The sequence below is a fragment of the Asanoa sp. NPDC050611 genome (genome assembly GCF_040654855.1).
Classification (GTDB): domain Bacteria; phylum Actinomycetota; class Actinomycetes; order Mycobacteriales; family Micromonosporaceae; genus Asanoa.
On record NZ_JBFAIU010000157.1, the window covers coordinates 1 to 17,187 of the forward strand.

Consider the following 17,187-nt stretch of genomic DNA (forward strand, 5'->3'; position numbering starts at 1 on the left):
GCTCCAGCAGGTGCCCGCTGCGCAGGGCGACGGCGCCGTGCAGCTGGACGCAGCCGTCGACGATCTGCTGGGCCGCCTCGGTCGCGAAGGGTGTCGGCGCGGCGTGACCGCGGCGACGTGTTACCGTGGAATCCCGTGGATCGCATGATCTCGACTTTGACAAACGACCACGGGAGCAGGCCTTGGCCCCTTCAGGACGGCTGACCAAGCACATCTTCGTCACCGGGGGTGTCGCCTCCTCTCTCGGTAAGGGCCTCACCGCCTCCAGCCTCGGAAATCTGCTGAGCGCGCGCGGCCTTCGGGTCGTCATGCAGAAGCTGGACCCCTACCTCAACGTCGACCCCGGCACGATGAACCCGTTCCAGCACGGTGAGGTGTTCGTCACCGAGGACGGGGCCGAGACCGACCTCGACGTCGGTCACTACGAGCGCTTCCTGGACCGGGACCTGTCCGGGAAGGCCAACGTCACCACCGGCCAGATCTACTCGGACGTGATCGCCAAGGAGCGCCGCGGCGAATACCTGGGCGACACCGTCCAGGTGATCCCGCACATCACCAACGAGATCAAGGCCCGGATCCGGGCGATGGGCGAACCCGACGACGAGGGCCGCACGCCCGACGTCGTGATCACCGAGGTGGGCGGCACGGTCGGCGACATCGAGTCGCTGCCGTTCCTGGAGGCGATCCGCCAGGTCCGCCACGAGGTGGGCCGGGACAACGTGTTCTATCTGCACGTCTCGCTGGTGCCGTACCTGGCGCCGTCGGGCGAGCTGAAGACCAAGCCGACCCAGCACTCGGTCGCCACGCTGCGCAACATCGGTATCCAGCCCGACGCGCTGGTCTGCCGCTCCGACCGGGAGATCCCCGACAAGCTCAAGCACAAGCTGTCGCTCTACTGCGACGTCGACCGCGAGGCGGTCATCGCCGCGCCGGACGCGCCGAGCATCTACGACATCCCCAAGGTGCTGCACCGCGAGGGTCTCGACGCGTACGTCGTGCGCCGCCTGGGCCTGTCCTTCCGCGACGTCGACTGGGCCAAGTGGGACGACCTGCTGGAGCGGGTGCACCACCCCCGGCACACGGTCACCGTCGCGCTCGTCGGCAAGTACGTCGACCTGCCGGACGCCTACCTGTCGGTGTCCGAGGCGATCCGCGCGGCCGGCTTCCACCACCGCGCCCGCGTGCAGATCCGCTGGGTGCCCAGCGACGAGTGCAAGACGCCGCAGGGCGCCGCGGCCGCGCTGGCCGGTGTCGACGGGATCGTGATCCCGGGCGGCTTCGGCGTACGCGGCATCGAAGGCAAGATCGGCGCCGCGCACTTCGCCCGCGAGAACGGCATCCCGACCCTGGGCCTGTGCCTCGGCCTGCAGTGCATGACGATCGACGTGGCCCGCAACCTGTCCGGCCTCGCCGACGCCAACTCGCTGGAGTTCGACGACACCGCCGGCCATCCCGTGATCGCGACGATGGCCGACCAGGAGCAGATCGTCGCGGGCAAGGGCGACATGGGCGGCACGATGCGGCTGGGCGCCTACCCGGCGAAGCTCACACCGGGCTCGCTGGTCGCCGAGGCCTACGGCACCACCGAGGTCTCCGAGCGGCACCGGCACCGGTACGAGGTGAACAACGCCTACCGGGACGCGCTCACCAAGGCCGGCCTGCAGATCAGCGGCACCTCGCCGGACGGCCGCCTGGTCGAGTTCGTCGAGCTGGACCGGGAGCTCCACCCGTTCTTCGTGGCCACACAGGCGCACCCGGAGCTGAAGAGCCGGCCGACCCGGCCGCACCCGCTGTTCGCGTCCTTCGTGAAGGCGGCGGTCAACTACTCGCTGGCCGACCAGCTGCCGGTCGACCAGCTCACCACCGAGGCCGAGCCGGAACTGGCCAGCAACGGGCGGGCCGGCGCGACGGCCGCGTCGTGACCGGCGCACACGCGTACGCGGTGCTCGACCGGGTCGAGCGGTTCCAGGGCAAGGTCTTCAGCGTCGTCACCGACCGGGTCACCATGCCCGGCGGTGGCCAGGCCGAGCGCGACTACGCGCGGCACGTCGGTGCCGTCGGCGTGGTCCCGCTCGGCGACGACGGCCGGGTGCTGCTGGTCCGCCAGTACCGGCACCCGGTCGGCAAGGTCATGTGGGAGCTGCCCGCGGGCCTGGTCGACGTCGCCGGCGAGCCGGCGCCGGACACCGCCCGGCGCGAGCTGGCCGAGGAGGCCGACCTGCGCTGCGAGCGGCTCGACCTGCTGATCGACCTGCACACCTCGCCGGGCTTCTCCGACGAGCTGATCCGGATCTTCCTGGCCCGCGGCCTCGCGTCGGTCCCGGACGCCGACCGGTTCGCGCGCGCGGACGAGGAGGCGGAGCTGACGGTCCAGTGGGTGCCGCTCGACGAGGCGGTGGCGATGGTGTTCCGGGGCGAGATCACCAACGCGGCCGCGGTCGCCGGGCTGCTCGCCGCGGCCCGCGCCCGCGACGAGAAGTGGGGCCCGCTGCGGGCCGCGGACACCCCGCTGGAGCGCTAGCTGAGCCGCCCGCGCTGATCTGCGTGTGTGCTGATCAGACGCCTCGGGCAATACTGAAGGCGCGTCCGTGGCGAGCGGGTGCGTGCCCGTGATCCGGGCACCCTAGACTCGCCGCCGACGCGGAAGGCGACCCTGTCAACGGTGACCGGGCGCTCGCGGGAGAGAAGGTGTCGATGTGAAGGTCGGAATCCCACGCGAGGTGAAGAACCACGAGTACCGCGTGGCGATCACGCCGGCAGGCGTCCACGAGTTCGCCCGCGCGGGTCACGAGGTCTTCGTCGAGTCCGGTGCCGGTCTCGGCTCGTCGATCACCGACGACGAGTTCGCCGCCGCCGGTGCCACGATCCTGCCCGGGCCCGACGAGGTCTGGGGCACCGCCGACCTGGTGCTGAAGGTCAAGGAGCCGATCGCCGAGGAGCACCACCGGATGCGCGCGGGTCAGGTGCTCTTCACCTACCTGCACCTCGCCGCCTCCAAGGACTGCACCGACGCGCTGATCGACCGCAAGGTCACCGGCATCGCGTACGAGACCGTCGAGACGGCCGACCACGCCCTCCCGCTGCTCGCCCCGATGTCCGAGGTGGCCGGCCGGCTCGCCCCGCAGGTCGGCGCGTACACCCTGATGCGCCAGGGCGGCGGCCGCGGCATCCTGATGGGCGGCGTCTCCGGCGTGTACGCGGCCAAGGTCGTCGTGATCGGCGCCGGCGTCTCCGGCATGAACGCGGCCGCGATAGCGCTCGGCATGCAGGCCGAGGTGCTGCTGCTCGACCGCAACATCAACAAGCTCCGCCAGGCCGACGCGATCTACCAGGGCCACCTGCAGACCGTCGCCTCCAACGCGTACGAGGTCGAGCGGGCCGTGCTCGACGCCGACATGGTGATCGGCGCGGTGCTCGTGCCCGGCGCCAAGGCCCCGACGCTGATCTCCAACGAGCTGGTCAGCCGGATGAAGCCCGGCAGCGTGCTGGTCGACATCTCGATCGACCAGGGCGGGTGCTTCGAGGACTCGCGCCCGACCACGCACGCCGACCCGACCTACAAGGTCCACGAGTCGATGTTCTACTGCGTGGCCAACATGCCCGGCGCCGTGCCGCACACCAGCACCTACGCGCTGACCAACGTGACGCTGCCGTACGCGCTGGAGCTGGCCAACCGCGGCTGGCGCGAGGCGCTGCGCCGCGACCCGGCCCTGGCCCTGGGCCTCAACACCTTCGACGGCCAGGTCACCTACGGCCCGGTCGCGGAGGCGCACGGGATGAAGCACCTCCCGCTGGCCGAGGCCCTGGCCTGACGACCGCGACGACCGCGGCGCCCGGCGCCGGCCCCGTGCCGGCGCCGGCGCTGCGGCGCGCGGTCCGCGGTTACCTCGACCACCTCACCGTCGAGCGGGGGCTGTCCCGCAACACGCTCGCGTCGTACCGCCGGGATCTGGAGCGTTATCTCGCCACCCTGGCGGCGCGCGGGGTGACGGACCTCGCCGCGACGACGCCGGCCGAGATCGCCGGGCACGTCGCGGCGTTGCGGGACGGCGACCCGGACCACCCGCCGCTGTCGGCGGCGTCCGCGGCCCGGGCCACCTCCGCGGTGCGCGGGCTGCACCGGTTCGCGGTACGCGAGGGCCTGGTCGCCGACGACGCGAGCCGGGACGTGAAGCCGCCGAGCCTGCCCCGCCGGCTGCCCAAGGCGCTCGAGGTCGACGAGGTGCTCCGGCTGCTGGAGTCGGCCGGCGGTGACGGGCCGCTGGAACTGCGCGACCGGGCGCTGCTGGAGTTCCTCTACGGCACGGGTGCGCGGATCTCCGAGGCGGTCGGCGCGGCCGTCGACGACCTCGACCTGACCGGCGGGGCGGTCACGCTGCACGGCAAGGGCGGGCGGACCAGGATCGTGCCGGTCGGCGGGTACGCGCGCGCGGCGCTGGAGGCGTACCTCGTGCGGGCGCGGCCGGCCCTGGCGGCTCGCGGGCCGGCGGTGTTCCTCAACGCGCGGGGCGGGCCGCTGTCGCGGCAGAGCGCGTGGGCGATCCTGCGGAAGGCCGCGGCGGTCGCCGGGCTCCCGGTCGACGGCGCGCGGGCCGTGTCGCCGCACACGTTGCGGCACTCGTACGCGACGCATCTGCTCGACGGCGGTGCCGACGTTCGGGTGGTTCAGGAACTGCTCGGGCACGCGTCCGTGACCACTACGCAGGTATACACGTTGGTCACGGTGGAACGGCTGCGTGAGGTCTACGCCACCGCTCATCCGCGGGCACATAGCTGACACGCGCTTCTTGGCGTGTCGACACGCCGATATGGTGCACCCGGGGCCGGTGGGACGTGGCGTACAGTCGGGGCTCCGGCGCGGGACGTCGTCGGGAGGGGGTAGGCAGGGACATGGCTGGCAACGGTGACCGTGCCGAGGCATGGACCTCGCAGCTCCGCGAGCAGCAGTCTTCGCTCGACCTCGGCGCTGAGCTGGGCCCGGCCGATCCGGCCGCCTACACGATGCGCAAGCCGATCCCCGAGCCGATGCCGGCCGACCGGCACGGCCCGGCGCGGATCATCGCCCTCGCCAACCAGAAGGGCGGCGTCGGCAAGACCACGTCGACCATCAACCTGGGCGCGGCGCTCGCCGAATACGGCCGCCGTGTGCTGCTGGTCGACTTCGACCCGCAGGGCGCGCTCTCCGTCGGTCTCGGCGTCAACCCGCACAACCTCGACCTGTCGGTCTACAACCTGCTGATGCAGGACGACGTGACCGCCGAGGACGTGCTGATCAAGACCGACGTGGCGGGGCTGCACCTGCTGCCCGCCAACATCGACCTGTCCGCCGCCGAGATCCAGCTCGTCAACGAGGTCGCCCGGGAGATGGCGCTGGCCCGCGTGCTGCGGTCCGTGCGCAAGGAATACGACTTCATCCTGATCGACTGCCAGCCGTCGCTCGGCCTGCTGGCGATCAACGCGCTGACCGTGGCGCACGGCGTGCTGATCCCGCTGGAGTGCGAGTTCTTCAGCCTGCGAGGCGTGGCCCTGCTGCTCGACACCATCGACAAGGTGCGCGAGCGGCTCAACTTCGACCTCGAGCTCGAGGGCATCCTGGCGACCATGTACGACAGCCGCACGACCCACTGCCGCCAGGTGCTCCAGCGGGTGGTCGAGGCGTTCGGCGACAAGGTCTACCAGACCGTGATCACCAAGACGGTGAAGTTCCCCGAGTCGACGGTGGCCGGCGCGCCGATCACCACGCTCGACCCGGCCTCGTCCGGTGCCCGCAACTACCGTCAGCTCGCCCGAGAGGTCATCGCCGCGCAAGCCGAGCGGTGATCTTTGTTTCCACCGGCCCGCTGCCGGTGCTGATGGTGCATGAGGTGTGGGCGTGAACGTCGCCGTTCCGGCGGTGGACTACGGTCGAACGGTGAATGAACCCGGTGCGGCCGAGCCGTCACCCCTCGTCGTCGAGGGGACGGTGCCGGCCGAGTCCCTGACGGTCGACGAGGCTCCCGCGACCGGTTTCACCGTGCGCCTGGCCAACTTCACCGGCCCGTTCGACCTGCTCCTGCAGCTCATCGGCAAGCACAAGCTCGACGTGACCGAGGTCGCACTCAGCACGGTCACCGACGAGTTCATCGCCTACATCCGCGCGATGGGCGACGACTGGCCGCTCGACGAGGCCAGCGAGTTCCTGGTCGTCGCGGCCACGCTGCTCGACCTCAAGGCGGCCCGGCTGCTGCCCGCGGCCTCGGTGGAGAACGAGGAGGACCTGGCGCTGCTCGAGGCCCGGGACCTGCTGTTCGCCCGGCTCCTGCAGTACAAGGCGTTCAAGGAGGCGGCCGCGCACATCCAGCGGCTCGAGGTCGAGGGCTCCCGGCGCTATCCGCGGGCGGTGACGCTGGAGCCGCGGTACGCGGAGGCGCTGCCGGAACTGGTCCTCGGCATCGGCCCGGCGCGGCTGCTGAAGCTGGCGATCAAGGCGATGACACCGAAGCCGACCATGGCCCAGATGGTGTCGATCGCGCACATCCACGACGTGAAGGTCAGCGTGCGCGAGCACGCCGTGATCCTGCGGGACCGGATCCGCCGTTCGGGCACGGCGACGTTCCAGGTGCTGACGCTGGACTGCCAGAGCACGCTCGAGGTGGTGGCCCGGTTCCTGGCGCTGCTGGAGCTCTACCGGGAGAACCTGGTCGGCTTCGACCAGGTGCAGGCGCTCGGCGAGCTGACGGTCCGCTGGATCGGCGGCGACGCGGTGGGCGAGCTGACGGTCGACGAGTACGCCGGCACACCCGAGCAACCGGCACAACCCGAGGAGCAGAAGCAGTGACCGACCGCAGCGGCGCCGACCCGGGCCGCGAGTCGTCCCTGGCGGAACAGGCAGCGGCCTGGGTGCCCCCATGGGACCGCCCCCGCCCGGCCGACCCTGAGCCCCCGGCCGAGGCGGAGCCCGCGGCCGAGGCGGAGCCCGCGGCCGAGGCGGAGCCCGCGGCCGATACTGAGCCCGCGGCTGTGGCGGAGCCTGCGGCTGAGGCGGAGCCTGCGGCCGATGCTGAGCCCGCGGCTGTGGCTGAGCCCGCGGCTGAGGCGGAGCCTGCGGCCGATACTGAGCCCGCGGCCGAGGCGGAGCCGGCGGAGGAGGCTGCGCTCGCGGCCGAGGCCGACCCGGTGGAGGCGGCCGAGGCGGTCGGCGCCGTCGAGGACGTCACCGCGCCCGAGGAGCAGGATCCCGTTGCCGCGGCCGAACTGGCCGAGGCGCCGCCGGACGCCGTCCTGGTCGATCTCGCGCAAGAGGCCGACCCCGGGACGGAGGACGCGCCCGAGCCCGCGGCGGCTCTCGTCGACGAGGACGAGTTTCGCGGTGCGTTGGAAGCGATCATGCTCGTCGTGGACGAGCCCGTCCAGGAGATCGTGCTCGCGCAGATCCTGGAGCAGCCGACCGAACGCGTGACCGCGGCCCTGGCGGAGATCTCGGCCGCCTACACCGCCGACGGGCGCGGGTTCGAGCTGCGGCGCGCCGCGGGTGGGTGGCGGCTCTACACGCGGCCGCAGTACGCCGCGTACGTCGAACGGTTCGTGCTCGACGGCCAGAGCGTCCGCCTCACCCAGGCGGCGCTGGAGACGCTCGCGGTGATCGCCTACAAGCAGCCGGTCACCCGTGGCCGGATCTCCGCCATCCGGGGCGTGAACTGCGACGGCGTGGTGCGCACGCTCACCTCGCGCGGCCTGATCGAGGAGGCCGGCACGGAGCCGGAGACGGGCGCGTACCTTTACCGGACGACGACGCTGTTCCTGGAGAAGCTCGGGCTCGACTCGGTCGACCAGCTCCCGGACCTGGCGCCGTTCCTTCCGGACGACGTCGACGAGGTGGCAGATGGCGAACGCTGAGCGCCTGCAGAAGGTGCTGGCCAGCGCCGGTGTGGGGTCCCGCCGGGCCTGTGAGGACCTGATCTTCCGGGGCCGGGTCATGGTCGACGGCAAGGTCGCCCAACTCGGTGACAAGGTCGACGCGGACACCGCGGAGATCTACGTCGACGGGCAGCGGGTGATCGTCGACCAGAACCTGGTCTACCTCGCCTTCAACAAGCCCCGCGGCGTCGTCTCGACGATGGCCGACGAGAAGGGGCGCACGGCGCTGGCCGAGTTCCTCAACCGGGTCGACCAGCGGGTCTACCACGTGGGGCGGCTCGACACCGACTCCGAGGGCCTGCTGCTGCTGACCAACGACGGCTCGCTGGCGCACAAGCTCATGCATCCGTCGTACGGCGTGCCGAAGACCTACGTGCTGGAGATCCCCGGGCCCCTGCCGCGGTCGGTCGGCCGGCAGTTGGTGGCGGGCGTGGAGCTCGACGACGGCCCGGCCAAGGTCGACAAGTTCCGGCTGGTCGACGCGTTCGCCCGGTCCGCGCAGATCGAGATCGTGATCCACGAGGGCCGCAACCGGATCGTCCGGCGGATGATGGACGCCGTCGGGCACCCGGTCAACCGGCTGGTGCGCACCGCCATCGGCCCGATCCGGCTCGGCGACCTCAAGCCGGGTCGCACCCGGCGGCTCACGAACGCCGAGGTCGCGGCGCTGTTCAAGGCCGTCGCCGAGTGATTCCGCCGACCAGGCAGAATAGGTGCTGACGGCGCGAGGAGGAACGGTGGCAGACGAGTTGGCGAACGGTCGGTGCGTGGTGGCCGTGGACGGACCGTCGGGTTCCGGCAAATCCACCGTTTCCCGGCGGCTGGCGTCCGCGCTCGACGCGCGGTACCTCGACACGGGTGCGATGTACCGGGCGGTGACCTGGGCGGTGCTGCGCTATGGCGTGGATCTCACCGACACCGAGGGCATCGCGAAGGTGGCCGGCGAGCTCGACCTGGTGATCGGCACCGACCCGGCGGCGCCGCACGTGCGGGCCGACGGCGTCGACGTCGACGTCGAGATCCGGGGCCCGGAGGTGACCGCCGCCGTGAGCGCGGTCGCGGCCGTGCCCGCGGTGCGGCAGCTCCTGGTCGCGCAGCAGCACGAGCTGATCGAGGCGGCCGGCCGGATCGTGGTCGAGGGCCGCGACATCGGCGCGGTGGTGGCACCCGATGCTGACCTCAAGGTCTACCTGACGGCGTCCGCCGACGCCCGGGCCCGGCGCCGGTCGCTGGAGACCGCGGCGTCGCTCGACGACACCCACGCCGACCTGACCCGTCGCGACACGCTCGACTCCACCCGCGCCGCCGACCCGCTGCGGCAGGCGCCCGACGCGGTGGAGCTCGACACCACCGCGCTGGGCATCGACGAGGTGGTCGCCCACCTGCGCGCCATGGTGACGGCATGACCTCTCCCGAACTGTCCGATGTGGATGTCACCACGACGGACACCGGACCTGTGCCCGTGGTGGCCGTCGTCGGCCGCCCCAACGTCGGCAAGTCCACATTGGTCAACCGGATCATCGGCCGGCGCCAGGCCGTCGTGGAGGACACCCCGGGCGTGACCCGCGACCGGGTGCCCTACGACGCGCAGTGGAACGGCCGCCAGTTCACCGTCGTCGACACCGGCGGCTGGGAGCCGGACGCCCGCGACCGGGCCCGGGCGATCGCGACGCAGGCCGAGATCGCGGTGCAGACGGCCGACGTCGTGCTCTTCGTGGTCGACGCGACCGTCGGCGCCACCGACGTCGACGAGGCCGCGGTGAAGATGCTGCGGCGCAGCAACAAGCCCGTGATCCTGGTCGCCAACAAGGCCGACAACAACGCGATCGAGATGGAGGCCGTCTCGCTCTGGTCGCTCGGCCTCGGCGAGCCGCAGACGGTCTCCGCGCTGCACGGCCGGGGCTCCGGCGACCTGCTCGACCTGATCCTCGACGCGATGCCGGAGCCGGCGCCCGCGATCGACGACGACGCGCCGCGCGGCCCGCGCCGGGTGGCCCTGGTCGGCCGCCCCAACGTCGGCAAGTCGTCGCTGCTCAACAAGCTGGCCAGGGAGGAGCGCGCGGTCGTCGACTCGGTCGCGGGCACCACCGTCGACCCGGTCGACTCGCTGGTCGGCATCGGCGGCGAGACCTGGCAGCTCGTCGACACCGCGGGCCTGCGCAAGCGGGTCAGCCACGCGAGCGGCACCGAATATTACGCGTCGCTGCGCACCGCGGGCGCGATCGAGGCCGCCGAGGTCGCGGCCGTGCTGCTCGACGCGTCCGAGCCCATCAGCGAGCAGGACCAGCGGATCCTGTCGATGGTGGTGGAGGCCGGCCGCGCGCTGGTCATCGCGTTCAACAAGTGGGACCTCGTCGACGACGACCGCCGCTACCAGCTCGAGCGCGAGATCGACCGTGAGCTGAAGCGCATTCCGTGGGCGATCCGGGTCAACATCTCGGCCAGGACCGGCCGCGCGGTCGACAAGCTGGCCCCGGCGCTGCGCAAGGCGCTCGCGTCCTGGGAGACCCGCGTGCCGACCGGCCAGCTCAACCAGTGGCTGGCCGCGCTCGTGCAGGAGACCCCGCACCCGGTTCGCGGCGGGCGGGCGCCGCGCGTGCTGTTCGCCACCCAGGCCGGCACGCGGCCGCCGCGCTTCGTGCTGTTCACCACGGGTCCGCTCGACGCCGGCTACCAGCGCTTCGTCGAGCGGAAGCTGCGCGAGGAGTTCGGCTTCGAGGGCAGCCCGGTCGAGGTGACGGTCAAGCCGCGCAAGAAGGCCGGCCCGGGCGGCCGGGGTCGCGCGCACGGGTGACATGATCCAACGATGGGTTACCACGTAGAGGTCGAGCGCACCGACGACGGGGGATACGTCGCCCGCAACGGGCGCGGCGCCGAGATCCGCTTCGGCACCGCGGACGGCGCGGACTTCACGCCGGTCGAGCTGCTCCTGGCCGCGCTCGGCGGGTGCAACATCGTCACCGTCGAGCCGCTGACCGCGCAGCGCGGGCACCGGCTGGAGCGGCTGGCCGCGGTGCTCGAGTCGGAGAAGGTCAAGCCCAACAGGCTCGGACCGATCACCATGACGTACGACGTGACGCTGCCGAAGGACGACGCCGAGGCCGAGCCGGTCTTCCGCGCCGTCGCGGAGCGGGTGCACGAGCGGCACTGCACGGTCAGCACCGCGCTGCGCGAGCAGACCACAGTAGACGTCGAGATTCCGGAAACCCTGACCTCGTAAGGGTTCCCGGCGGTAGCCTGCGGGCATGCCCGCCCCCACCCCGCAGCAGGCGCGGGTGGCGGTCTGGGAGAGCACCGTCCTCGGACTGTCCTGCGCGCTGACCTTCTGGCTGGCGGCCGACGTGCTCACCCGCCTCTACGTCGACGACCGCGACAGCGACCTGCTCGGCGGGATGTGGGCGGCGCTGGCCACCATCTTCGTGAGCCGGGCGACGTTCCGGGACAGCCTCGCGGCCGGCCTGTCCCGGATGTCGGCCACCGGGATCAGCTTCGTGATCTGCCTGGTCTACCTGGTCTTCCTGCCGTTCCACCTGTGGGCGTTCGCGCTGCTGATCGGCATTTCGGCACTCGTGGGGCTGCTGATCGGCCGTCGGGGCGACGCGACCACGGCGGCCATCACCACCGCCGTGGTGCTGGTGGTGTCGGCGATCTCCCCGTTGGCGCCGTGGCAGCAGCCGATCCTGCGCTTCGCGGACACCGTGATCGGCGTCCTGGTCGGCGTCGCCACCGCCTGGCTTTCGCTGAAGCTGGTGCACCCCCGCATCCGCTAGCTAGTGCGAGATCACATCGGCGGATGGGCCCGGTCGCGGCATCCTGGATGGTGGCTGGCCGCCTCGACGGGGGGAGAAGCGGTGTTGGCAGGGTTGCTCGTGATCGTCACGCTGGGCGCGACGGTCATCGTGGGCACCACCATCGGCCGCCGCTACAGCGTCGCCCCACCCGTCCTCCTGATCGTCATGGGCGGCATCCTGGCCCTCATTCCCCAGCTCTCGGACATCCGGCTGCCGGCCTCGGCGGTGCTGCTGATCTTCCTGCCCGGGATCCTCTACTGGGAGAGCCTGAACACCAGCCTGCGCGAGATCCGCGCGAACATCCGGGTCATCCTGCTGTCCGCGATCGGGCTGGTCATCGTAACCATGGTCGTCCTGTCGTACTCGCTGCAGGCGATCGGGGTGGCCGCGGCGGCCGCCTGGATCCTCGGCGCGGTGCTCGCGCCGACCGACGCCGCGGCCGTGGCCGGGCTGGCCAAGCGGATGCCCCGGCGCCACCTCACCACCCTGCGCGCCGAGAGCCTGATCAACGACGGCACCGCGCTCGTGCTGTTCGCCGTCGCGCTGGGGATGCTGACGGACGGCTCCGCGCCCAGCCTGCTGGCGATCACGGGCGAACTCGTCTGGTCGGTCATCGGTGGCGCGATCGCCGGGCTGGCCACGGGCGGCCTGCTCATCTGGATCCGGCGCCGGATCGACGACCCGCTGCGCGAGGGCGGCCTGTCGGTGATCACCCCGTTCGCCGCGTTCTTCGTGGGGGAGCTGATCCACGCCAGCGGGGTGGTCGCCGTCGTGGTGGTGGGGCTCGTGTTCTCGTACTCGGGGCCACGGGTGATCCGCGCCCGGTCCCGGGTGCAGGCGTTCGCCTTCTGGAACATCGCCACCTTCGTCGTCAACGGCAGCCTCTTCGTGCTCGTCGGCCTCCAGATCCCGGCCGCCGCCCGGCGGATCGACAACGACCAGATGGGCCGGGCGGTCGGCATCGCGTTCGCCGCCGCGGCCGTGGTGATCCTGACCCGGCTGGTCTGGATCCATCTCATGGCGGGCCTGATCCGCGTCTTCGACCGGCGCGCGGTGCAGCGGACCCGGCGGCTCGACTGGAAGGTACGCACGGCGTACGGCTGGGCCGGCTTCCGCGGCGCGGTCTCGCTGGCCGCCGCGCTGGCGGTGCCGTCGGTGCTGCCCGGCGGGGCGGCGTACCCGGACCGGGACCTGATCGTCTTCGTGACGTCCGTGGTGATCCTGACGACTATCCTGGTGCAGGGCCTGACCTTGCCGATGGTGGCCCGCTGGGCGGGCCTGTCCAGCGACCGCGCCCGGATCGACGAGGCCCGGCACGCCCGGGTCCGCGCGGCGGAGGCCGGCCTGGCCGCCCTGCCGGCGGTCGCCCGCTCGCTGAACGCGCCGACCTACCTGACCGACCGGGTCCGCGCCGACTACCAGGCCGCCGCCGACGAGGCGCGGCGCGGCGACGGCCACTCCGAGCTGACCAGCGCCGAGCAGCTGGAACGCCGGCTGCGGCTGGGCGTGCTCGAGCACGAACGGCTCGCGGTGACCGCGATGCGGGACCGCCGCGAGATCGACGACATCGTCATGCGCGAGCTGCAGGCGTCGCTCGACGTGACCGAGCTGGCCCTGTTGGGGCCGCCACGGGGCGACGCGTAACACCCGAAAGGAGAGAGTGCGATGACCTCAATCCTCGCCGACCGGATCGGCGGATCGGTTTACGAGCGGGGCGACGACGGCTTCGACGCCGCGGCGGCCGGCTTCAACCTGGCCTTCCACCCGGAGCCGGACATGGTGGCCCGGGCGGCCTCGGTCGCCGACATCGTCGAGACCGTGCGGTTCGCCCGCGCCGCCCGCATGCGGATCGCGGTGCAGGGCGCCGGGCACGGTGCCGAGTCGCCGATCGACGCCGGCCTGCTGCTGAACACCAGCGCGCTCGACCACCTGCACGTCGACCCGGAGGCCCGGATCGCCACGATCGGCGCCGGCGTGCGGTGGAAGCCCGTGTACTACGCCGCTGCGCCGTACGGCCTGGCGCCCGTCACGGGTTCGTCGGCGGACGTCGGCGCGGCCGGCTACCTGCTCGGCGGCGGGGTCGGTCCGCTGGCCCGCAGCCACGGCTTCAGCTCCGACTACGTCACCGGCTTCACCGTCGTCACCGGCGAGGGTGACGTGGTCGAGGCGACCGCCGACCAGAACCCCGACCTGTTCTGGGCGCTGCGCGGCGGCAAGTACGGGCTCGGCGTGGTCACCGAGATGCGGGTGCGGCTGGTCGAGTTGACGTCCGTCTATGGTGGATCGTTCTTCGTGGACACTCCCGACATCGAGCGGATGCTGCGGTCCTGGATCGACTGGACCCACGGCGCCGACGACCGGGTGACCACCAGCGTGCAGGCGGTGACGTACCCGCCCCTGCCGGGCGTGCCGGCGCAGCTGCGCGATCGGCGGCTGCTCAGCGTGCGGTTCGCGTTCCCGGGCGACCCGGCCGAGGGCGAGCGCCTCCTGGCACCGTTGCGCGCGGCCGCGCCGGTCTACGTCGACCGGATGGGCGAGCTGCCGGCCACCGAGCTCGGCACGATCCACAACGACCCGCCCGACCCGATCCCGTACTACGTGCACGGCACGATGCTCGAGCGCGTCGACCAGGGTCTCGCCACCGCGTTCCTCGAGGTGGTGGGCGCGGACTCGCCGTTCTTCGCCAGCGAGATCCGGCACCTCGGCGCCGCCACCAACCGGGACGTGCCGGGAGGCTCGGCGGTCGGCGGCCGCGAGAACGACTACGTGACCGCGTTCATCTCCGGCCAGCCGGACCTGTTCGCCACCGCGGCACCCGCCGAGGCGGCGCGCTGGGACACCGTCGCGGCGCCCTGGATCTCGCCGGTCAACAACGCCAACCTGGTGAGCCAGCCGATCACGCGGGACCGGGTCGACTCCTGCTGGCCGGACGACATCCGCGAGCGGCTCACCCAGGTGCGCCGCCGCTACGACCCGGACGGCGTCACGCTGGGCTGGTGGGAACCGTGAGCGGGGACCTTTGACGGCGGCCCTTGCGGCCTAAACGCCGGAACCGGCGCGGCCGGCGTGCAAGGGTGGGTGGGACGGGTCCAGGCGCGTTCGGCGCATCCCGTCGGTCGTCGACGTGTCTGGCCGCACTCCACCCTTCGAGAGGCGGTCGACGATGAAAGCCGTCGTGTTCCACGGCGTGGGCGACATCCGTTTGGACAACGTGGCCGAACCCAAGCTGGAAACCCCGAGCGACGCGATCGTACGGGTCACCCAGGCGGCGATCTGCGGCACCGACCTGCACTTCGTCCGCGGTACGGCGCCCGGCGTGCGACCGGGGACGATCCTCGGGCACGAGGCGGTCGGTGTGGTCGAGGAGGTCGGCCAGGGCGTGCGCAACCACCGCCCGGGCGAGCGCGTGGTCCTCTCCGCCGTGCTCGGCTGCGGTTCGTGCGCGTACTGCCGGGCCGGGTACTTCGCGCAGTGCGACGAGATCAATCCGGCCGGCCGGCGCGCGGGCACGGCGTTCTACGGCGCGACCGCGGCGAGCGGCTCGTTCGACGGCACGCAGGCCGAGTACGTCCGGGTGCCGTGCGCTCACACCAACATGTTCACGCTGCCCGACGCGGTCACCGACGACCAGGCGATCGCCCTGGCCGACATCTTCCCGACCGGCTGGTTCGGTGCGGTGATCGCCAACGTCTCCGACGGCGACGTCGTGGCCGTCTTCGGCTGCGGCCCGGTGGGCCAGTTCGCCATCCTGTCGGCGTTCCGGCGGGGGGCCAACCGCGTGATCGCCGTCGACCACCACGAGGACCGGCTGGAGCGGGCCCGCGAGCTCGGCGCCGAGACCGTCAACTTCGACACCGAGGACCCGGTCGAGGCCTTGCTGGAGCTGACCCTCGGCATCGGGCCGGACCGCGTGATCGACGCCGTCGGCGTGGACGCCGAGAGTGCGAAGGCCGGTCCCGCGGCGGCCGACGCCCGCGCGCACGATGCCGAGCACCGCGACGAGCTGCACGCGATCGCACCGGTGACCAACGCGCACGACGGCCACTGGACGCCGGGCGACTCGCCGGTCCAGGCCGGCCGCTGGGCGGTGGACAGCATCGCCAAGGCGGGGACGCTCGGCATCGTCGGCGTGTACCCGCCGACCGACCGGTTCTTCCCGATCGGCACGGCGATGAACAAGAATCTCAAGATCAATATGGGCAACGGCAACCACCCGCGCTACATCCCGCGGCTGCTGTCCATGGTGGAGCAGGGCGCTGTCGACACCCGGCGGATGCTGACGCAGCACGAGCCGCTGACCGACGTGCTGACCGGCTACCACGAGTTCGACCGGCGCAGCCCGGGCTGGCTCAAGGTCGCGGTCACGCCGTCGGCCGCGTGAGCGCGCGCCGCCCGCGACCGCCGGGTGGCGGCCGCGGGCGGCTTCGGGGTGGTGCCTAGCCCTGCGCCTTGACGGCCTTGGCCGCCTTGGCCTTCGTGGTCGTCTTGGCCTTCGCCTTCTTGGCGGGCTTCGCGGCCGCCTCGTCGGCGTCGGGCAGCCAGCTCGTGGCCGCCGGGTCGTCGGCCTGTGCGGTGTCGTCGTCGGGCTCCGGGCGCGCCATCGTCGTGCCCGCGGCGGCCGGGCCCCACGGGCCGGCGTCGACCCCGTCGGTGACCGGCCGGCCGACGAGCGGGCCCACGTCGCCGGGCGCGGGCTCGGTCCGCACGGGCTCCGGCTTCGGGTCGACGGGCTGCGCCGCGTGCGGCTCGACCGCCACCGGCTCGGGGCGGGCCGGCTCGGGGTCGGCCGCGGCCGGCTCCCGGTGCTGCGCCGGTGCGTCGTCCCGGGACTGCTGCGGCTCCGCCTGGTGCTGGTAGCCGTGGTCCGGCTCCGGCTCGGTGTACTCCTCCTCCTGGCGCTCCGGCTCGTCCAGGCCGTGCTCGGCCAGCGCCGCCTGGTAGCCCGCGTCGTAGCCGTCGCCGAAGCCCTCGTCGTACGGGCTCGGTGCCGCCTCGTCCGCGCCCGGCTCACAGGACTCCTGGAACGAGTCGACCGACGGCGCGCCGCCCGCGGTGGTGCCCTCGCCCGGCCACGCCTCGTCCGGTGTCCACTGGCCGCCGTCGTCGGCGCTCCAGCCGCTGTGGTCGGGGAGCCCCGACCAGTCCTCGGCGCCGCCGCTGTAGTCGGGCGCGGCTCCCGCGTACGGGTCGGTGGCGGCGTACGGGTCCACCGCGGCGGCGTTCGGGTCGGCCGGCGCGGGGGTGGGTGTGACACCGGGCACGACCGCCGACTGCTCCGGCAGGCCCGGCGCGCCGTAGGGCACCGCGGTCCCGACCGGCGCGGGCTGGGCGTACGGGTCGACGGGTGCCGCCTCCTCCGCCAGGCCGGGCACGGCCTCGACGGGGGCGAGCGGCGGCTCCGTCGGCGTCGGTGGTGAGGAAGACACGCCGTCACCCGTGGTCGCGTACGCCGGCATGATGATGTGGCCGCTCTGCTCCCCGCCCAGGGCGAGCCCGGAGC

The 17,187-nt window shown here is 72.6% G+C and carries 15 protein-coding genes and 1 pseudogene; 15 read left to right on the plus strand and 1 reads right to left on the minus strand.

What is annotated here, in order from left to right; genetic code table 11:
- Positions 1–182: 182 nt before the first annotated feature.
- The 15 genes from AB0H87_RS23280 (at position 183) to AB0H87_RS23350 (ending at position 16,068) form a co-directional block, all read left to right on the plus strand.
- On the plus strand, positions 183–1,922 hold the full coding sequence (locus AB0H87_RS23280; protein ID WP_360149199.1) for a CTP synthase: 1,740 nt from the start codon (positions 183–185) through the stop codon (positions 1,920–1,922).
- Positions 1,919–2,521, plus strand: coding sequence for an NUDIX hydrolase (locus AB0H87_RS23285; protein ID WP_360149202.1), 603 nt, complete (start codon positions 1,919–1,921; stop codon positions 2,519–2,521). Before AB0H87_RS23280 ends, AB0H87_RS23285 begins: the two co-directional genes overlap by 4 nt.
- Positions 2,522–2,696: 175 nt before the next feature.
- Positions 2,697–3,812 carry an alanine dehydrogenase gene (gene ald / locus AB0H87_RS23290; protein WP_360149205.1) on the plus strand — a complete coding sequence of 372 codons (1,116 nt, stop codon included), beginning with the start codon at positions 2,697–2,699 and terminating at the stop codon, positions 3,810–3,812.
- On the plus strand, positions 3,809–4,777 hold the full coding sequence (locus tag AB0H87_RS23295; protein WP_360149238.1) for a site-specific tyrosine recombinase XerD: 969 nt from the start codon (positions 3,809–3,811) through the stop codon (positions 4,775–4,777). Before ald ends, AB0H87_RS23295 begins: the two co-directional genes overlap by 4 nt.
- Positions 4,778–4,890: 113 nt before the next feature.
- On the plus strand, positions 4,891–5,820 hold the full coding sequence (locus AB0H87_RS23300; RefSeq protein ID WP_360149208.1) for a ParA family protein: 930 nt from the start codon (positions 4,891–4,893) through the stop codon (positions 5,818–5,820).
- A gap of 142 nt (positions 5,821–5,962) precedes the next feature.
- A complete protein-coding gene (locus tag AB0H87_RS23305; protein ID WP_360149241.1) occupies positions 5,963–6,817 on the plus strand; it encodes a segregation/condensation protein A in 855 nt (284 codons plus the stop codon).
- Entirely contained in the window at positions 6,814–7,875 is a 1,062-nt protein-coding gene (scpB, locus tag AB0H87_RS23310; protein ID WP_360149211.1) for an SMC-Scp complex subunit ScpB, read from the plus strand. The genes AB0H87_RS23305 and scpB overlap by 4 nt, the downstream gene beginning before the upstream one ends.
- The gene (locus tag AB0H87_RS23315) at positions 7,862–8,587 is read left to right on the plus strand and encodes a pseudouridine synthase (protein WP_360149214.1); all 726 of its coding nucleotides are present in this window, start codon (positions 7,862–7,864) and stop codon (positions 8,585–8,587) included. Before scpB ends, AB0H87_RS23315 begins: the two co-directional genes overlap by 14 nt.
- 46 nt (positions 8,588–8,633) lie before the next feature.
- Entirely contained in the window at positions 8,634–9,302 is a 669-nt protein-coding gene (gene cmk / locus AB0H87_RS23320) for a (d)CMP kinase (RefSeq protein ID WP_360149217.1), read from the plus strand.
- Entirely contained in the window at positions 9,299–10,690 is a 1,392-nt protein-coding gene (gene der / locus AB0H87_RS23325) for a ribosome biogenesis GTPase Der (protein ID WP_360149220.1), read from the plus strand. The genes cmk and der overlap by 4 nt, the downstream gene beginning before the upstream one ends.
- A gap of 12 nt (positions 10,691–10,702) precedes the next feature.
- Entirely contained in the window at positions 10,703–11,116 is a 414-nt protein-coding gene (locus AB0H87_RS23330; RefSeq protein ID WP_360149223.1) for an OsmC family protein, read from the plus strand.
- A 25-nt stretch (positions 11,117–11,141) separates the two neighbouring features.
- The gene (locus AB0H87_RS23335; RefSeq protein ID WP_360149226.1) at positions 11,142–11,666 is read left to right on the plus strand and encodes an FUSC family protein; all 525 of its coding nucleotides are present in this window, start codon (positions 11,142–11,144) and stop codon (positions 11,664–11,666) included.
- 81 nt (positions 11,667–11,747) lie between these two features.
- Positions 11,748–13,331, plus strand: a complete 1,584-nt coding sequence (locus AB0H87_RS23340; protein ID WP_360149229.1) for a Na+/H+ antiporter — start codon at positions 11,748–11,750, stop codon at positions 13,329–13,331.
- Positions 13,332–13,352: 21 nt separating this feature from the next.
- Positions 13,353–14,696: an FAD-binding oxidoreductase gene (locus AB0H87_RS23345; RefSeq protein ID WP_360149232.1), complete on the plus strand. Its 1,344-nt coding sequence runs from the start codon at positions 13,353–13,355 to the stop codon at positions 14,694–14,696.
- 154 nt (positions 14,697–14,850) lie between these two features.
- Positions 14,851–16,068, plus strand: coding sequence for a zinc-dependent alcohol dehydrogenase (locus tag AB0H87_RS23350; protein WP_360149235.1), 1,218 nt, complete (start codon positions 14,851–14,853; stop codon positions 16,066–16,068).
- 55 nt (positions 16,069–16,123) lie between these two features.
- On the opposite strand, the pseudogene AB0H87_RS23355 reads toward AB0H87_RS23350, so the two are convergent.
- Positions 16,124–17,187, minus strand: a pseudogene (locus AB0H87_RS23355) (hypothetical protein); the annotation flags it as partial.